This is a genomic window from Rhizobium aureum (assembly GCF_030182495.1).
Classification (GTDB): domain Bacteria; phylum Pseudomonadota; class Alphaproteobacteria; order Rhizobiales; family Rhizobiaceae; genus Rhizobium; species Rhizobium tropici_C.
In genome coordinates this window covers 1-15,702 of record NZ_JAQJCI010000013.1, presented here as the reverse complement: position 1 = coordinate 15,702, position 15,702 = coordinate 1, and the positions used below count along the sequence as shown (strand labels likewise).

Annotated in this window: 17 protein-coding genes; 6 read left to right on the top strand and 11 right to left on the bottom strand. The window is 59.5% G+C overall.

The genetic code is table 11. From position 1 onward, the window contains the following. Positions 1 to 26: 26 nt before the first annotated feature. The 3 genes from PH552_RS24105 to PH552_RS24095 all read right to left on the bottom strand — a co-directional run bounded on the left by PH552_RS24105 (position 27) and on the right by PH552_RS24095 (position 1,341). Positions 27 to 284 (bottom strand): DUF982 domain-containing protein, encoded by a 258-nt coding sequence (locus PH552_RS24105; protein ID WP_245430250.1) that lies wholly within the window; start codon positions 282 to 284, stop codon positions 27 to 29. A 318-nt stretch (positions 285 to 602) separates the two neighbouring features. Then, complete coding sequence (locus PH552_RS24100; RefSeq protein ID WP_112340548.1) at positions 603 to 860, bottom strand: DUF982 domain-containing protein; 258 nt, start codon at positions 858 to 860, stop codon at positions 603 to 605. A gap of 220 nt (positions 861 to 1,080) precedes the next feature. Beyond that, a complete protein-coding gene (locus PH552_RS24095) occupies positions 1,081 to 1,341 on the bottom strand; it encodes a DUF982 domain-containing protein (RefSeq protein WP_112340547.1) in 261 nt (86 codons plus the stop codon). Between the two features lie 258 nt (positions 1,342 to 1,599). On the opposite strand from PH552_RS24095, the gene PH552_RS24090 reads away from it, so the two are divergent. Then, positions 1,600 to 2,295, top strand: a complete 696-nt coding sequence (locus tag PH552_RS24090; protein WP_183764848.1) for a DNA-3-methyladenine glycosylase I — start codon at positions 1,600 to 1,602, stop codon at positions 2,293 to 2,295. A gap of 55 nt (positions 2,296 to 2,350) precedes the next feature. Then, complete coding sequence (locus PH552_RS24085; protein ID WP_113250525.1) at positions 2,351 to 3,382, top strand: hydroxyacid dehydrogenase; 1,032 nt, start codon at positions 2,351 to 2,353, stop codon at positions 3,380 to 3,382. 61 nt (positions 3,383 to 3,443) lie between these two features. On the opposite strand, the gene PH552_RS24080 is transcribed toward PH552_RS24085, so the two are convergent. The 4 genes from PH552_RS24080 to PH552_RS24065 form a co-directional block, all read right to left on the bottom strand. Beyond that, the gene (locus tag PH552_RS24080; protein ID WP_113250526.1) at positions 3,444 to 4,100 is read right to left on the bottom strand and encodes a methionine ABC transporter permease; all 657 of its coding nucleotides are present in this window, start codon (positions 4,098 to 4,100) and stop codon (positions 3,444 to 3,446) included. Beyond that, a complete protein-coding gene (locus PH552_RS24075; RefSeq protein WP_113250527.1) occupies positions 4,090 to 5,175 on the bottom strand; it encodes a methionine ABC transporter ATP-binding protein in 1,086 nt (361 codons plus the stop codon). The genes PH552_RS24080 and PH552_RS24075 overlap by 11 nt, the downstream gene beginning before the upstream one ends. A gap of 128 nt (positions 5,176 to 5,303) precedes the next feature. Further along, positions 5,304 to 6,152, bottom strand: a complete 849-nt coding sequence (locus tag PH552_RS24070) for a MetQ/NlpA family lipoprotein (RefSeq protein WP_183764845.1) — start codon at positions 6,150 to 6,152, stop codon at positions 5,304 to 5,306. Positions 6,153 to 6,365: 213 nt separating this feature from the next. Further along, entirely contained in the window at positions 6,366 to 6,869 is a 504-nt protein-coding gene (locus PH552_RS24065; RefSeq protein ID WP_112340541.1) for a cupin domain-containing protein, read from the bottom strand. Positions 6,870 to 7,199: 330 nt separating this feature from the next. On the opposite strand from PH552_RS24065, the gene PH552_RS24060 reads away from it, so the two are divergent. Further along, a complete protein-coding gene (locus PH552_RS24060) occupies positions 7,200 to 7,589 on the top strand; it encodes a BRA0787 family protein (RefSeq protein ID WP_112340539.1) in 390 nt (129 codons plus the stop codon). Between the two features lie 56 nt (positions 7,590 to 7,645). Here the strand turns inward: PH552_RS24060 and PH552_RS24055 are convergent, their stop codons facing one another. Beyond that, positions 7,646 to 8,059: a carboxymuconolactone decarboxylase family protein gene (locus tag PH552_RS24055; RefSeq protein WP_112340538.1), complete on the bottom strand. Its 414-nt coding sequence runs from the start codon at positions 8,057 to 8,059 to the stop codon at positions 7,646 to 7,648. Between the two features lie 230 nt (positions 8,060 to 8,289). Between PH552_RS24055 and PH552_RS24050 the strand changes: the two genes are divergently transcribed. After that, entirely contained in the window at positions 8,290 to 9,450 is a 1,161-nt protein-coding gene (locus PH552_RS24050) for a CaiB/BaiF CoA transferase family protein (protein ID WP_112340537.1), read from the top strand. Positions 9,451 to 9,490: 40 nt separating this feature from the next. Next, positions 9,491 to 10,768, top strand: coding sequence for an L-fuconate dehydratase (locus PH552_RS24045; RefSeq protein ID WP_113250529.1), 1,278 nt, complete (start codon positions 9,491 to 9,493; stop codon positions 10,766 to 10,768). Positions 10,769 to 10,821: 53 nt separating this feature from the next. Here the strand turns inward: PH552_RS24045 and PH552_RS24040 are convergent, their stop codons facing one another. Next, on the bottom strand, positions 10,822 to 12,375 hold the full coding sequence (locus tag PH552_RS24040; protein ID WP_113250530.1) for a VOC family protein: 1,554 nt from the start codon (positions 12,373 to 12,375) through the stop codon (positions 10,822 to 10,824). A gap of 130 nt (positions 12,376 to 12,505) precedes the next feature. Continuing rightward, on the bottom strand, positions 12,506 to 12,745 hold the full coding sequence (locus PH552_RS24035) for a hypothetical protein (protein ID WP_113250559.1): 240 nt from the start codon (positions 12,743 to 12,745) through the stop codon (positions 12,506 to 12,508). A gap of 434 nt (positions 12,746 to 13,179) precedes the next feature. Between PH552_RS24035 and PH552_RS24030 the strand changes: the two genes are divergently transcribed. Further along, on the top strand, positions 13,180 to 13,389 hold the full coding sequence (locus tag PH552_RS24030; RefSeq protein ID WP_034503699.1) for a cold-shock protein: 210 nt from the start codon (positions 13,180 to 13,182) through the stop codon (positions 13,387 to 13,389). A gap of 247 nt (positions 13,390 to 13,636) precedes the next feature. Here the strand turns inward: PH552_RS24030 and PH552_RS24025 are convergent, their stop codons facing one another. Continuing rightward, positions 13,637 to 15,091: an MFS transporter gene (locus PH552_RS24025; protein ID WP_113250531.1), complete on the bottom strand. Its 1,455-nt coding sequence runs from the start codon at positions 15,089 to 15,091 to the stop codon at positions 13,637 to 13,639. Between the last annotated feature and the right edge of the window lie 611 nt (positions 15,092 to 15,702).

Here is a 15,702-nt window from a genome sequence, read left to right as displayed (position 1 = left end):
GCCTGACGCGGGATGGCGGCGCGTTTTTACTGCAATACGGATATGCCAGCCTCGCGGGCAGCCTTGATCAAGGCCTCCCTCACGGCCTCGGGCGGGACGGCGCCAAGCATCGCTTCAAGGCAGATACGCACCGCGGCGACATACTCCTCGCCATGCTCGACCGGCCAATGCTCCAGCAGCAGTTCAGCGACCTGATGTACTGAATTGACGCGGCGCTGCCTGCCGTTTTCTCCGATCACCAGCGTGATAGCCGGAAATGGTCGTAAAGTGTCTCGTTTCAACACGCATTACCTCCGAAACGTACTTGCTTCGGTAACGTTGCAAAAAGCATTCCGGATCGAATAGCTTTCGGCTGGCGTTTATCGAGCTGGTTTCGTTTGTCCACGTAGAGCGGCGTGAACGCCGGCTGTCGGCGAGGGTTTTCGCATCGGCCGGCTCCTGCCGCGATACTTGTAGGCCCCGCGACAGCCCTCCACCGCCGCAGCATGGTCGAGGGTCCCGTCTATTGACGCTAGCCTGAACGGATCGGAATGGAGGCCGCTGAGAACTAAGGCTGGCTTGAGCGCCTTGCTTCCCGAGCCGGCGACGGGCTCTAGATGGCCTTAATCCAATACGTCCGCTTCAACGCAGGCCTCGATGAAAATTTTCCTGGCCTTGTCGCAGAGAAGGGGATCGTCGTTGGCGGCGAGGCAAAGGCTCCTGGCCGACTTGTATTTCTCGCCCCTGAGAGCCGGCCAACGGAAAAGGAGGTAATCGTGGGCTTCTTTCGGACTTCGAATTGCTTCCGGTATGCCATAGCCGATACGCAGATAAACGGGCTCGGGCCAGCGGACCTCGCCCCCATTAAATATCATGGTCATTTTCGATGGTGCTCCGACATTGTGATCGAAACTCCTGTCGCGACAAAAAGTTTCGCAATTTACGAAAAATCGATCGTGGCTGTCTTACAGCCTGGCGCGGGGCGGACGGCCGGGCGGAGCAAGGCCGGCTTGAGGGCGCACAGACCGATTGATGTCGCAATCATATGGAGAGACAGGCGGCCGTTTGGCGCACGGATGCATGTGGAAGATTGGGTGAATTCTATTGAGTCACGGGAATTTCGAGCGGGACGCCGGCCTCCGCCGCCGCTATGACAAAGCTGCTGCGAGCCTCCAGCGGCTGTCCCTGACCCCTTTCGACGTCGGCGCAGATTTGCAGAGCCATCATGAATGCCTTGCCCTCCGCCACCGGCCAGGCATTCAGCAACATGTCCAGTGCTTCCTTCGTGCTGGTGACGGCGTAAACTTTTCCAGTCCGCTTGCAGATGACCATGATGGGATAATTCCAGTCTTTACTATTCATGGTACGAGGCTCCGATCCGATGCCGCCGAAACTAACGCTGTGCTGCCTGAAAACTCAAGTTAATTTCAAGACGATATGTGGAGCAGCTGGGAGCCGTTTCAATCACCGCGGAAATCAATTCATGCGGAAGCGCGATCAACTTTCGAGTCATATCTTTCGATGCCGTGTTTTCACAGGCGATCATTCTATGAAGATTACTTGCGCGGCGGCGGAAGATCATAAAAGACTTGGACGCACCGCGCAGGCATGGAGAAAGCGATGGCGAGTTTTGTGGAGATCAAGGAACGGGCCGAGAAGCGCAAGGGCGGCGCCGAGGGCCTGAAGGCATTGATGCCGAAGGTGCCGAACCATGATGCCCTGCGTGCCCTGCCTGATGACCGCATCCTGTCGGAAATGACGCGTTACATCTTCTATGCGGGTTTCGTCCGCAACGTGATCGATGCCAAATGGGCGGGATTCGAGACTGCTTTTTCCGGTTTCGATCCGGCTTTTCTCAATCTAACACCGGATGATTATTGGCATGACCTGACCTCCGACACGCGTGTCATCCGCAATGGCGCCAAAATCATGTCGGTGCGGGCCAATGCGCAATTCGTTCGCAAGCTTGCAGACCAGCATGGCGGCGCGGGCCGCTTCTTCGCCGATTGGCCGCTGGAGGATCAGATCGGCCTGCTTGCCATCCTGGACAAGCAGGCGAACCGGCTCGGCGGCATGACCGGCCAGTATCTCCTGCGGGCGATCAGCCGCGACAGCTTCGTCATGAGCCATGACGTTCTCGTCTGTTTACGGCTTTCCGGTGTGCCGATTTCCGAAAGCAAACCGACGAAGAAGGACCTGCGTCTGATCCAGGATCAGTTCAATGTCTGGCATGCCGAGACGGGTCTGCCACTCACCCATCTCTCGCGCATCTGCGCCTTCTCCGTCGGAATGCCTGCCGAAGAGGACGAGACCTGATTGATCTGATCCGTCGAATGCTATTGGATCGCCTCGTCAGACAAGGAGGAATAGAATGACCACCGACAGCAGGCCCTTGGCCATCAGCGCGCCGGAGCCGCGCTCGCTCGAGCTTATCTTCACCAAGGACGCACTGTCGCTCCTTCAGTCGAAATATCGCATCGTCGAAGTGGGTGCGGATGATATCGGCGGGTTGGGTGACGATGTGCTCGGCGAGGCGCGCTATATCATTGGCCAGCCGCCCTTGTCGAAGGAGACGCTCGACCGCATGCCGCAACTGCGCTGCATTTTGAATGTCGAGAGCAATCTCATCAACAACATGCCTTATGAAGTGCTTTTCGCGCGCGGCATCCATGTCGTCACCACAGGTCTCGTCTTCGCCGAACCAGTTGCCGAAATCGGCCTTGGGTTTGCGCTAAGCCTGGCGCGCGGCATCGCTGATGCCGATTTTGATTTCCGCGAGGGCAGGGAACTCTGGGGCGGCGACGGCAATGCCGGCGCCAGGCTGATTTCAGGCAGCGATATCGGCATTGTCGGCTTCGGTGATCTCGGCAAGGCGCTGAATCGGGTTCTCTCCGGCTTCCGCGCCAATATCAAAGTATTCGATCCCTGGATGCCGCCATCGATCCTCCGCGAACATGGCGTACAGCCTGCCGGGCTGGACGAGGTGTTGTCCAGCAGCGATTTCGTCTTCGTGGTCGCATCGGTCACCAGCGAGAACAAGGGTTTTCTCGGTGCCGAAGCTTTTGCGAAAATGCGCACGGGGGCAGCCTTCATACTGCTCAGCCGCGCTGATGTGGTGGATTTCGAGGCGCTGATGGCGGCGGTCGCATCCGGCCATATCGTGGCGGCGAGCGACGTCTATCCTGAGGAGCCGCTCAGCCTTGATCATCCGGTGCGCAGGCTCAAGGGCTTTCTGCGCTCAGCCCATCGCGCCGGCGCTCTCGACAGCGCCTTCAAGAAGATGGGCGACATGGTACTGGAGGATATGGATCTGATGGATCGCGGCCTGCCGCCGATGCGCTGCAAGCGCGCCGAGCGGGAAACGGTGTCGCGCATGCGTTCGAAACCGGTGACGCGCAACTGACAGCAGGTCCCCATTCCCGGCGGTGTCTCTCTGCGTCGGGAATGGGTTTGCATTGACGGGACTAACGGCGGTCGAGCCGGTTGGCGAGACGATCGCCCAGCCACTGCATGCCGCAGACCAGAATGATCAGTACGATGACGACGGCGATCATGACACCGGTTTCGAAACGCTGGTAGCCGTAGCGGATCGCAAGGTCGCCGAGGCCACCGCCGCCGATCGTGCCCGCCATGGCCGAAGCACCGATCAGCGTCACCAGCGTCACCGTGAAGCCGGCGACGATGCCGGGCATGGCCTCGGGCACCAGCACTTCGCGGATGATCGTCCAGCGATTACCTCCCATGGCGCGCACCGCATCGATCAGGCTGCGATCGACTTCACGCAGCGAGACCTCGGCGATACGGGCATAATAGGGGATCGCGGCAATGGTCAGCGGCACGATCGCCGCCGTTGTCCCAAGCGCGGTGCCGACGATCAGCCGCGTCAGCGGGATGAGGGCAATCAGCAGGATCACGAAAGGCACGGCGCGGAAGCCGTTGACGAGCGCGGCAAGGATGCTGTTGATCGCAGGCTGCTCGGCAATGCCGCCGCGACCAGTGACGACGAGGGCTAGGCCGAGCGGCAGGCCGATGACCAGGGAGAGGAGGCCGGACGCAGTCGTCATCCAAATCGTCTCCCAGAAGGAGCGCCAAAGCAGGCCGAGGATCACATCAGTTGTCATAGCCTAAAACCTCTAACCGGGCGGAGCGGGCTTTCAGAAAATCGCTGACCTGCGCCGGCAGGTCCGGATCGCGCGTCGGGACGGCGACGAAGAAACGGGCAACGGGTTGGTTCTGGATGTGGTCGATGCCGCCGTGAACCAGGCGGAAAGAACGCGGCAGGGCAGCGGAAAGCTCCGCAAAGAGCGCGCCCTGCGCGGCCGGACCGGCGAGATCGACGCTGAGAATGGCCTCGATGCCGGAAGTCGGGGAGAGGCGCGCGGCGATATGTTCCGGCAATTGCGGCCGGATGCCGCCAAGCAGGCTTGCCGTGATTTCCGTTTGTGGATTGGCGAAGACCGACCAGACCGAACCCTCCTCGACGATCCGGCCCGCATCGATGACGGCGACGCGATCGGCGATGGAGCGCACCACCTCCATCTCGTGCGTGATGAGCAGGATGGTCAGGCCGAGTTTGCGGTTGATATCCTTCAGCAGCGCCAGGATCGATCGGGTGGTTTCCGGGTCTAGCGCCGACGTCGCCTCGTCCGACAGGAGCAATGCGGGCCGGGCGGCAAGGGCGCGGGCGATGCCGACGCGCTGCTTCTGGCCGCCGGAAAGGGCGGCTGGATAGGCTTTGGCCTTGTCGGCGAGACCGACGAGTTCGAGCAGTTCGCGTGCGCGCTGCAGCCGTTCGGCCTTGGCCACGCCCTCGATCTTCAGCGGCAGGGCGATGTTCTCTTCGACGGTTTTTGCCGACAGCAGGTTGAAATGCTGGAAGACCATGCCGATGCGGCGGCGCAGCGGCTGCAGTTCTTGTTCCGAAAGGCGGGCAATGTCGCGGCCTTCGATATGGATCTCGCCGCTATCGACGCGCTCCAGCCCGTTCAGGCAACGGATCAGCGTCGATTTACCGGCGCCACTGCGGCCGATGATGCCGACGATCTCGCCACGGCGCGCGGTCAGAGATATGCCGTCCAGTGCCGGCGTGCCGCCGAACCGGCGACGGACATCAACCAGGCGGACGACTTCGTCGCTCGCCGCTCGTTCGGGCGGCGCCTGTCCGTCGATTGATGTGCCTGGGATGAAGGAATTCATATCTGCTTCCCAATCTTCTTTTTTACGTTCGGCGCGGGTTGAGCATGGGCTTTAAACATCGAAGGCGGCCCGGGCAAGATACCCCGGCCGCCTTACCGCTCAGCGCTGTCCCCCGCGCCGTACTGATATCAATAGGCGCTCTGGCCGGTACCCTTGTAGACCTTGTCGAACTCGGCCTTGACGGTGTCGTTCTGGTAAGCTGCAACCAGCGTCTTCACCCAGGCCTCGTTCTCGCTGCCCTTCTTGACGGCGATGAAGTTGCGGTACGGGTTGCCGTCGATCGGCTCCTGCGCAATGCGATCCTTCGGGGTCAAGCCGCTCTTCAGCGCCCAGTCGGTATTGACGACGGCTGCGTCCAGGTCGTCGATCGAGCGGCCGACGATGCCGGCGTCCAGTTCCTTGATCTCGACGTTCTTTGGGTTTTCAGAAATGTCGGCCGTGGTGGCGAGGATGCCGGTGCCGTCCTTGAGCTTGATCACGCCTTCATGCTGCAGAACACGCAGGGCGCGGCCTTCATTGGACGGATCGTTCGGCACGCCGATAGTGGCACCCTTCGGAAGGTCGGCGACAGCCTTGTACTTCTTGGTATAGAGCCCGATCGGCCAGACGCCCGTATAGCCGACGTTGACGATGTGATAGCCGTGCTGCTTGATCTGGTTGTCCAGATAGGGCTGATGCTGGAAGGCATTGGCCTCGACTTCGCCGCGCTCCAGGGCTTCGTTCGGCTGGGTGTAATCGTTGAAGACGACCGGCTCGACCTTCAGGCCCTTCTTGGCAGCTTCAGCGACCACGACGCGCCAGACATCCTCGTCCTCACCACTCATGATGCCGACCTTGATCGTCTTGTCTGCGGCGAAGGAGGGCGTAGCGGTCGCCGTCAAGCCGAACACGACGACAGCGGAGGCAAGGAGGGCAGCAAGGCCGGCGCGGCGAGAAAGGCGCGGCGCGTCGAAACCTTTAGAAAGCTTTTCAGTCATGGGAAATCCTGTTCCAGATGATCGAGATCGTTTTTCTCGGTGACATCAGGATCATCTCAGACGTGCGTTCTGTCCGCGAAGCAGGATCATGCGTTGTGCGGCGCAGTTCTGAAAAACTCTTTTCAGTGCAACGCGAAAGAGCAAACTAATTTTCCATAAATATTGTAGATTATTAATGCGGCAAAATGAGCATTTGCCTAAAAATTGAGCGCATCACCGGTGAATCGGGTCCTTCCAGAGGACTTCCTCCGGTTTTTCGACGGGTTCTATGTCGAGATTGACAACCACCGGCTCCTGACCGGAGCGGACGAGGACGCATTCCAGCGTTTCGTCGCGGCTGGCATTGATCTCCTGATGCGGCACGTAAGGCGGCACGAAGATGAAGTCGCCAGGACCGGCTTCGGCAACGAATTCCAGATTGTCACCCCAGCGCATCCGCGCCTTGCCTTTGACGACATAGATGATGCTTTCGAGATCGCCGTGATGATGGGCGCCGGTCTTGGCGTTGGCGTGGATCGTCACGGTTCCCGCCCAGATCTTTTCCGCGCCGGCGCGCGCATGGTTGATCGCGGTTGCGCGGTTCATGCCCGGTGTCTGCGCGGTATTCGGGTCGAGGGCATTGCCGGGGATGATTTTGACGCCATGTTCACGCCAGTCGACCGGTTGATGGCTGTGATCGTGCCCGTCTTGATGCCCATGCTCATGATCGCCGCACATGGTCGTCCTTTCGGCTTTGGAGGGAGATTCGCATGCCCTCCACGGGAACGCTGTTGTTTCACTCTACGCGAAGCCATTCAAAAATAAAGGGAATTACAAAAAGTTATCAATAAGGCTTTTCAAGTCGGGATTAATCTATAAACTTGATCAAGTTACATGACCGGTGGGAACATTTCGTGTGCATCCCGCGTTGCGCCGGTCACGAAATGGTTTGCCGCGCCGTTCCCCTCAATAAGGCGCGCCAAATTGAAGAAGCAGCGCTTGGGTCTCGGAGGAGAGACCATCAACTTTACATATATGCGCCGGACTTCCAATTGAAAGGAGACAGACATGTCGAATGCCTTGCCGCCCCTTCATGAGGGTCATGCCCCCATCACTCTGCAGCAGCTCTTCCGCGAAGCGCTCTACGCCTTCGAGGAATGGGACAGCGAAGTCACCGAACCGATCGTGACGTTCGAAGGGCGTATCCATCCCATCAGTGTCGTGTTCGAAGCCATGCGCGAATGCACTGATATCGTGCCCAACAACATCGTCTCGGCCGTGACCGAGCGGCTGACCAAGCCCTGGGAGGGCGAGGGTCCGCTTGATACGATGACTTTTTCGACGGCTGCCCGCGTTATGGGCGTTCTTGTTCGTAAAAGGCTGCTGGCTGTGAACAACGGCGTCAACGTCGCTGCCATTGCGGCAGATAGCCAGGCGGCGGAAACGTCGGATCGCTAATAGGCGAAGATTGTTTATGGAAGGCCCGCTGGCTATATCAGCGGGCCTTCTGCATTTCATCGGCCGCTCACATCGAATTCCGGATCGACGGGGATCTGCATTGCCGTAACCAGATGATTGGTCTGCCCGGCAAGCCCGATGACAGCGAGCAACTCCCCATGCTGTGCATCGGTCATGCCCTTTGCCCTGGCAGCTGCCGTATGGGAATGGACGCAATAGGTGCAGCCGTTGGCGGTGGAGACGGCGATGTAGATCATCTCGCGCACCAGCGGGTCGAGCGCCCCTTCCGCCATCATGACCGCTTTCAGGCCCTCCCACGTCCGTTTCAGCAAGGCGGGATCATTTGCCAAGCCGCGCCAGAAATTATTGACGAAATCGGATTTCCTCACCGCGCGAATGTCATCGAACACAGCCTTGACCGCCGGGATTGCGTCTGCTTCCGCATCATCGAGCAATTTCACCGTCGTCATTCTCTATCTCCTTCAGCAATCCTGACTGTGCCGGAACATAGCGCATTTTTCCGCCGTGTCGGCGGGGAGCGCGGTCGAATTTTCCTCCTCTTTTCATTTGCAAAATTCATCCATATGTGAAAATACTATTCACATAAGAAAATTGGGCCGATGCGAAAACCAGCTGCGAGGATATTCCTCAAGGCGGCGGAGCGCCTTGAGCCGGGCGATGTCAGGGAGTGGGAATATCGATGGTCTTGAAGAAGGACTTGCCTCTGGCCGGACTTGTCGTCGTCGACATGAGCCAGTTTCTGTCAGGTCCTTATTGTTCGCTGCGGCTGATGGATCTCGGCGCCAGGGTCATCAAGATCGAACGGCCAGGTGGGGGCGATCTCTCGCGCAGGCTTTATCTCAGCGACCGTGAGAGCGGCGATTCGACGATCTTCCATGCTATCAACCGCTCCAAGGAGAGTCTCGCGATCGACTTGAAGAGCGAGCGCGATATGAGCGCGCTGCGCAAGCTGATCTCCAAGGCCGATGTGCTTATACAGAATTTTCGCCCCGGCGTGCTCGAGCGGCTGGGGCTGGATCATGAGGCCGCAAGCAAGCTCAATCCGCGTCTCGTCTATTGCTCGATCAGCGGCTACGGCGAAGAGGGGCCGTGGGTCTCGCGCCCGGGGCAGGATCTTCTGGCGCAATCGCGCTCCGGCGTCATGTGGCTGAACGGCGATGAGGGGCAGGGACCGGTGCCCTTTGGTCTCGCGGTCGGCGATATGCTGGCGGGTGCGGCAGCGGCGCAGGGCATTCTTGCGGCGCTGGTGCGGCGCGGCGTGACGGGCGAGGGCGGGCTGGTGGAGACCAGCCTGCTGGAAGCCCTGATCGATCTGCAGGTCGAGGTGCTGAGCGTGCACATGAACAGCGGCAACAAGCTGCCGGAGCGCTCCCATGTTCGCAGTGCCCACGCCTATCTTTCGGCTCCCTATGGCGTCTATCGCGCCGCAGACGGTTATCTCGCTATCGCCATGACGCCGATTTCCAAGCTTGCCGATCTGCTCGGCATGGACGAGCTTGCGCCCTATCGCGATCATGAGAAAAGCTGGTTTACGGCACGTGATGAGATCAAGGCGCTGATCGCGGCGCGCATCGCCAGCCGCAACGTTGACGACTGGCTGGCGATCCTCGAACCTGCCGACATCTGGTGCGCAAAAGTGCTGAGCTGGCCAGAGCTGCTAGGTAGCGAAGGTTTTCGCGTTCTCGACATGCTGCAGACGGTCGGGCGCGAAGATGGCGTCAGCCTGCAGACAACCCGCTCGCCCATCCGCATCGATGGGCAGCGGCCGAAATTCGAGCGTGCGGCCCCGCACGTTGGCGAGCATAATGCGGCACTCTGGGAGGAGTTCGGCCTCGGTTAACGGGTCGAGAGGCCGCGATGGATATAGAAGGAGTTTTCCAATGACGCGCATCACCAATCTTCGCGTTTTCGACTTGCGCTTCCCGACATCGCAAAGCCTCGACGGGTCTGACGCGATGAATCCGGATCCGGACTATTCAGCAGCCTATGTCATCCTCGAGACCGACAGACCGGGGCTTGCCGGCCACGGCCTGACCTTCACCATCGGCCGCGGCAATGACATCTGCTGCATGGCGATCGAGGCGATGCGGCATCTGGTCGTCGGTACCGAGCTTGCGACGGTTCTGGAAAACCCCGGCAAATACTGGCGGCATCTGACCAGCGACAGCCAGTTGCGCTGGATCGGCCCGGAGAAGGGCGCGATGCACCTTGCCACCGGCGCGGTCGTCAATGCCGTCTGGGATCTACTCGCCAAGGAGGCCGGCAAGCCGGTCTGGCGGCTGGTTTCGGAGATGGATGCCGAGCAGATTGCCGATATCGTCGACTATCGTTACCTGACAGATGTCCTGACCCGCGACGAGGCCGTCGCTATCCTGAAGAAGGCGGAAGCCGGCAAGGCCGACCGTATCGCAACGCTCGAGCGCGAGGGCTATGCCTGCTACACGACCTCTGCCGGTTGGCTCGGTTATGACGATGCCAAGCTGCGCCGCCTGTGCCAGGAGGCGATCGACGCCGGCTTCAACCATGTGAAGATGAAGGTCGGCCGCGATCTCGAAGACGATATCCGCCGCCTCACGATTGCCCGCGAAGTGATCGGCCCCGACCGCTATCTGATGATCGATGCCAACCAGGTTTGGGAAGTCAATCAGGCGATCGACTGGGTGAAGAAGCTCGCCTTCGCCAAGCCCTTCTTCATCGAAGAACCCACAAGCCCGGACGATGTCGCCGGACACCGCAAGATCCGCCAAGCCATCGGTCCCGTGAAGGTCGCGACCGGCGAGATGTGTCAGAACCGCATCATGTTCAAGCAGTTCATCGCCGAGGGCGCCATCGATGTCGTGCAGATCGATTCCTGCCGCATGGGCGGTCTCAACGAAGTGCTGGCTGTGCTGCTGATCGCCGCCAAATATGGTTTGCCGGTCTGGCCGCATGCCGGCGGTGTCGGCCTCTGCGAATATGTGCAGCACCTGTCGATGATCGACTACATCGCCATATCAGGCACCAAGGACGGCCGCGTCATCGAATATGTCGATCATCTGCACGAGCATTTCATCGACCCCTGCATCATCCGCGACGCGGCCTACATGCCGCCGAGCCTTCCGGGGTTCTCGATCGAGATGAAGCCGGAATCGATCGCGGAATATACGTTTAAGGGGTGAGCTGCAGCCGACCTCCTTCTCTCCGAGGGGAGAAGGAGGTCGGCATATCGGCCTTACACGTTCCGCTTCAACCAGTCCCGAATGACCGACACGTCTGCATCATCAAATTCGTGACCGGCGGGCACCGTCGCGAGTTCGACCTTGGCGCCGCCATCCCGCAGGCGTTCCGCGAGAGGCTGGGCGTATGGGCCATACAGATCCTTCTCGCCCGCGATCACCAGGACTTCGGCATCCGACATATCAGCTGCCGGCGGATTTTCGAGGGCGGCCATCGAGCGCAGCAGCACGGCGCGGCGGATCAGATGCGGGTGCAGCGACAGCATGGCGTTCAGCAGATTGGCGCCGTTCGAGTAGCCGATATAGACGATGCGATCCGGATCGAGTCCGTAAACATGGATCGCGCCATCGATGAAGGCGGCGAAGGCTTCGGCTTCGCTCACGATATCGGCCTGATCGAGGGACATCGGGCCGGTCCGGCGAAACCAGCGCGGTGCACCTTCCTCGAGCGCACGGCCGCGCACGCTGAGCAATGTCGCGGCAGGATCGATCTTGTGGCCGAGCGGCAGCATGGTCGTTTCGTTGGCGCCGGAGCCGTGCAGCAGAACGAAGACATTGCCGTTCGGCTTGTCAGGCGTGAAGAAGCGATGGATGAAGGGCAGATCGCGATAGATGACGCGTGGCTCGCCGGGCATGGAGAACTGCGGCAGGACCACGTTCAGCTCGGCCAGAAGCTTCGGACTGTCGCCGGGAGCGAAGAGACGCGTGCCGAGCGTTGCCTCGTCCTCGTCGACCAGCATGCCGGGCGCGTCGGTTGCGAGTTCGAACAGGATGCGCCCGGGCTCGCGGACGTAGAGCGAGCGGAAATACTTGCGGTCATGCATCGCTGTCGGCCCGGAATCGATCGCCTGCAGGGCGGTACGGATTGACTGCAATTCGATGTCGTCGCTAGCGCGAAAGGCGACATGATCGACCGTGCCCGTGCCCGGAGCACTGGCCCAGAAGCCGCGCGCATCACGAATGTCGAGGATATCGCCCGATAGCGAGATGAGCCGGCCGATCGCCCCGCTGGTGGCGAGCGGCTGGTAGTCGAAGTGATCGACAAGGATGGCCCGGGTCTCCTCGGGCGTTTCGCTGAACAGCGTCGCGCCGCGGATACGCCGGATCACGTGCTCTTGCGGAATGGTGTCGCTTGTCCATGGAGCTGCCGCTTGCAGAGTATTGGTTCCCACCAGTTTGACGATGACGCCGTCCGGGTCCTTTAGCCGTAAGACGGGTTCGCCGAACTCCTCGGAGGGACCTTCCGGCTTCAGGCCGGCGCTCAGGGCGCGCGTCAGCCAGAAGCCGATGCTGGCTGGATCGATCGCAAGCGAGATCTCGCCGACCTGGCCGACGCCGGCGCGGCCGGGCGAGCCATCCTCCCAAACGAGAAAGGTGATCAGCGAGCCCGGCGAGCCTGTGGCATCGCCATAGATGAGATGAAGCTGCGTTGCGTCCTCGAAACCACCGGTGCGCTTGACGAGGCGCAGGCCGAGGAAGCCGACGTAGAAATCGACATTCGCCTGGACCTTTCGGGTGATCAGCGTGATGTGATGGATGCCGGCGACCATGGGATGCTCCAGACTGTTATTCGTTCTGGTCGCTATTTAGGCCGGGGCCATTGTTCAATGCAATGTGCGGTCTGTAGAAGGCAGTGTTCACAAAAACGCAACTTTTTATCGCGCTGCATCGGCTGTCAGATCAGGTTTCAGCCGCCCCCGATTTTTTCGGAGTCTTCCGTTTGGACTTTGTCTTTGGCTCCGGCTGTGGTTGCAGAGCTTCCTTTTCAAGCCGGAGCTCGCGCAGACGGGCCGTTTTTCGCTCACGGATTGCATGCTCGCTGGCGAGAATTTCTTTAACCGCCGAATCGAGCTGATTGGCTTTATCTGCCGGCGCCTGTCTCTTTGAGCCGAATAGGTTCTCTTTATTCGGTGGTGTCACATCAGCCTCCAGGGGTTGTATCGTGTTGACGCTGGTCGCAAATAGCCCAAGCTGATCGACTGTAGGCACAATGGAGATGGTATCATGCTGTAGCAGAAGATGCCCGCATCAACGACACAATTCCGCAGTCCTTTGCAGAAGCAGACGAGCGGAGTCCAAAGGAGAGGGTCTTTCGACTCTATTCAAAAGCAGCTGTATCAGCGCCATCACGTATGTCATCTTTTGATGCGCTATCCAACATTAGTTAATTTAGATGTTTCTGCTTGTGGAGAATATACCTATCCGATACAAGATGCGTCATCGATATTTGTGACCGACGCTTTGCCTCGACGCACTCTGCGCGACAACGACGAACTTCCCTCTCAAAATCGGTCCACTGCCAACCAGTGTTTCCTGGTTGACGTCTTTATGTGAGTGATTGAAAGGTCATCGTTATGAGCACAGGTACTGTAAAGTGGTTCAATGCTGCCAAGGGTTTCGGTTTCATTCAGCCTGATGATGGGGCGACGGATGTTTTCGTGCATATTTCAGCCGTTGAGCGCGCTGGAATGAGCACGCTGCGCGACGGCCAGAAAATCTCCTACGAGCTTGTCAAGGACAAGCGTTCGGGCAAGATGTCGGCCGACCAGCTCGAAGCTATGTAAGCCATTTGTTTTCCGGTCTTGGACCATGGATGAGATGGTATAGATCGTTAGGCAATGAAGGAAGAGGTCGGGTTGGTCCGGCCTCTTTTTTATTCACCCCTGTTTCCGCAAGGCGGACAAAACCCATCAAGGTCGAAGCACCGATGCATGATCGATGCGCGTTGCGACTTTGCACTCCCAAGCTGAGCGCCGGATGATTATTTCGTCCTGGGGCCGCTTACACTTTCGGCATCATGCCCTGGCCAACTCAATGCTCGCCGAGGCCATCTTCCGGCGATTTGCGGCGATGGCCGCTGATTTCGGAGCCGGCGGTGCGCGAGAAGCTGGCGTTCCAGATCACCGCGAGTAGTGCAATGGCCGTCACGACGATGAAGGCGACCGAGAAGTCGATCATCTCGGCTTTCGTCTCTCCACGCAGTTGCATCGAGCCATGCAGGGCAAGGGCGGCGACGCAGATGCCGAGAGACAGCATCAGCTGCTGGAAGGTCGAGTAGAAACTCGTCGCGATGCTCATGCGATCGCGCTCGATCTCGTCATAGGCGATGGTGTTGTAGGCCGTGAACTGGAACGACATGAAGAAGCCGCAGAAGAACAGGATCACGAAGATGACGGGCAGCGGCCAATCCGGCTGGAAGATGGCGCACATGCCGTAGCCGAGCGTGCCGATCAGGCCGAAGATGATAAGGGCCGTGCGGAAACCGAGCGTCCTCAGAATGCGGACTTGCAAGGGCTTCATGGCCATGGAGCCGAGCGCGGTCGCAATGGCGATCTGGCCGGCCGCAGCGGCCGAAAGGCCGAAGCCGAGCTGCAGCATCAGCGGGATCAGGAAGGGATGGGCACCCTGGCTGATGCGCGTCAGCGAACCGGCGATCACCGAGGTGCGGAAGGTCGGCACCTTCATCAGCGAAAAATCCATGATCGGCGAGGGGTGCCTGCGGGCGTGGCGCAGATAGGCAATGCCGAACAAGAGGCCGATGGAGATCAGAAAGACGGCAAGATAGCCTTCGCCCTCACGGCTCGACATTTCGAAGCCGAAGAGCAGAGAGCCGAGAGAGATGCCTGAGAGGATGAAACCCGAGAGGTCGAAACGGCCGGTGCGCGGGCCTTTCACCTCCTCGATGAACATGGTCACCAGGATGAAGCCGATGACGCCGATCGGCACGTTGATGTAGAAGATCCAGCGCCAGTCGAGATAGGTGACGAACATGCCGCCGACGGGCGGCCCGAGAATGGGGCCGACCAGCGCCGGGATCAGCAGCCAGGACATGGCGTTGACCATATCCTTGCGGGCGACGCTGCGCATCAGCACGAGACGCCCGACGGGCAGCATCATAGCGCCGCCGAGGCCCTGCAGCAGCCGCGCGATCACGAGGAAGAACAGGTTCGGCGCCTGCGCGCAGAGAAGCGAGCCGACAACGAAAACCGCAATGGCGGATCGGAAGACGGTGCGCGACCCGAAGCGGTCTGCAATGGCGCCGCTGGCGGGAATGAAGATCGCGAGGCTGAGGAGGTAGGATGTCAGCGAGATACTCATGGCCGGCGCACTGACGCCGAAGTCTCTTGCCATGGTCGGAAGGGCAGTCGCGAGCACGGTCGCGTCAAGCTGTTCCATGAACATCGCGCTTGCTACGATAAGCGCTACTACACGAAAATTCGGTGCGGCCCGCCTGGTGGGGGCGGCCTGGAATATCTGATCCGACATTGTCGGGGATCGCTCTCGATGGTGCGGTGGGGTCCGAGGACAGAACCGCAAATCTGGTCATGGCGCGAAGGCCTATTTGAACGGCGGTTTGTATACTCCTGCTTGCACGCGATTGCTATATCAGAAATCGCAAATCCCATTCATGGGATGAAAAAAATGACCCACGTGCAAGGGCAAACGGCTTCAAATGAATGTGAGGTGAATGAATAGGCGCGATATCGCGCCGAAATGCTCACGCTTGGTTTTTTCGCGTAAGATAATGTGCTGGTTTGGCCGGATGCCATAGGCAAAAACGTATGGCCCGCCCGTCTGCAAGAGGATTTTACGGTGTTCTGATCAGTTTGCGTCAACGTATACGGTCTCATGGGAAGTCCCCATGGCCAAGATGGACATCCGCGCGTTCAGAGCCCAATAAGACCGTCGGCACCTAGTGCCATTTTTTTAAACGGGCTTTCCGAAGCCGGTAAACTGTCAGGCCATCTTCACGATCCTTCCTGCAAACCTCGTTGAGCTACATGTGCGATAGCATAGCCGTCTCGACTATGCCGCAGCCGCCAGGTAGCCACGTTCAAATGATGTCTTTTTCCGCAAAACCGCCCACGCGATGCGGG

What these genes read in the sequence shown, in the direction of transcription:
- PH552_RS24100 (WP_112340548.1), bottom strand. Translation starts at nt 860, where the DNA reads ATGACCATGATATTTAATGGGGGCGAGGTCCGCTGGCCCGAGCCCGTT.
- PH552_RS24095 (WP_112340547.1), bottom strand. Translation starts at nt 1,341, where the DNA reads ATGAATAGTAAAGACTGGAATTATCCCATCATGGTCATCTGCAAGCGG.
- PH552_RS24090 (WP_183764848.1), top strand. Translation starts at nt 1,600, where the DNA reads ATGGCGAGTTTTGTGGAGATCAAGGAACGGGCCGAGAAGCGCAAGGGC.
- PH552_RS24085 (WP_113250525.1), top strand. Translation starts at nt 2,351, where the DNA reads ATGACCACCGACAGCAGGCCCTTGGCCATCAGCGCGCCGGAGCCGCGC.
- PH552_RS24080 (WP_113250526.1), bottom strand. Translation starts at nt 4,100, where the DNA reads ATGACAACTGATGTGATCCTCGGCCTGCTTTGGCGCTCCTTCTGGGAG.
- PH552_RS24075 (WP_113250527.1), bottom strand. Translation starts at nt 5,175, where the DNA reads ATGAATTCCTTCATCCCAGGCACATCAATCGACGGACAGGCGCCGCCC.
- PH552_RS24070 (WP_183764845.1), bottom strand. Translation starts at nt 6,152, where the DNA reads ATGACTGAAAAGCTTTCTAAAGGTTTCGACGCGCCGCGCCTTTCTCGC.
- PH552_RS24065 (WP_112340541.1), bottom strand. Translation starts at nt 6,869, where the DNA reads ATGTGCGGCGATCATGAGCATGGGCATCAAGACGGGCACGATCACAGC.
- PH552_RS24060 (WP_112340539.1), top strand. Translation starts at nt 7,200, where the DNA reads ATGTCGAATGCCTTGCCGCCCCTTCATGAGGGTCATGCCCCCATCACT.
- PH552_RS24055 (WP_112340538.1), bottom strand. Translation starts at nt 8,059, where the DNA reads ATGACGACGGTGAAATTGCTCGATGATGCGGAAGCAGACGCAATCCCG.
- PH552_RS24050 (WP_112340537.1), top strand. Translation starts at nt 8,290, where the DNA reads ATGGTCTTGAAGAAGGACTTGCCTCTGGCCGGACTTGTCGTCGTCGAC.
- PH552_RS24045 (WP_113250529.1), top strand. Translation starts at nt 9,491, where the DNA reads ATGACGCGCATCACCAATCTTCGCGTTTTCGACTTGCGCTTCCCGACA.
- PH552_RS24040 (WP_113250530.1), bottom strand. Translation starts at nt 12,375, where the DNA reads ATGGTCGCCGGCATCCATCACATCACGCTGATCACCCGAAAGGTCCAG.
- PH552_RS24030 (WP_034503699.1), top strand. Translation starts at nt 13,180, where the DNA reads ATGAGCACAGGTACTGTAAAGTGGTTCAATGCTGCCAAGGGTTTCGGT.
- PH552_RS24025 (WP_113250531.1), bottom strand. Translation starts at nt 15,091, where the DNA reads ATGTCGGATCAGATATTCCAGGCCGCCCCCACCAGGCGGGCCGCACCG.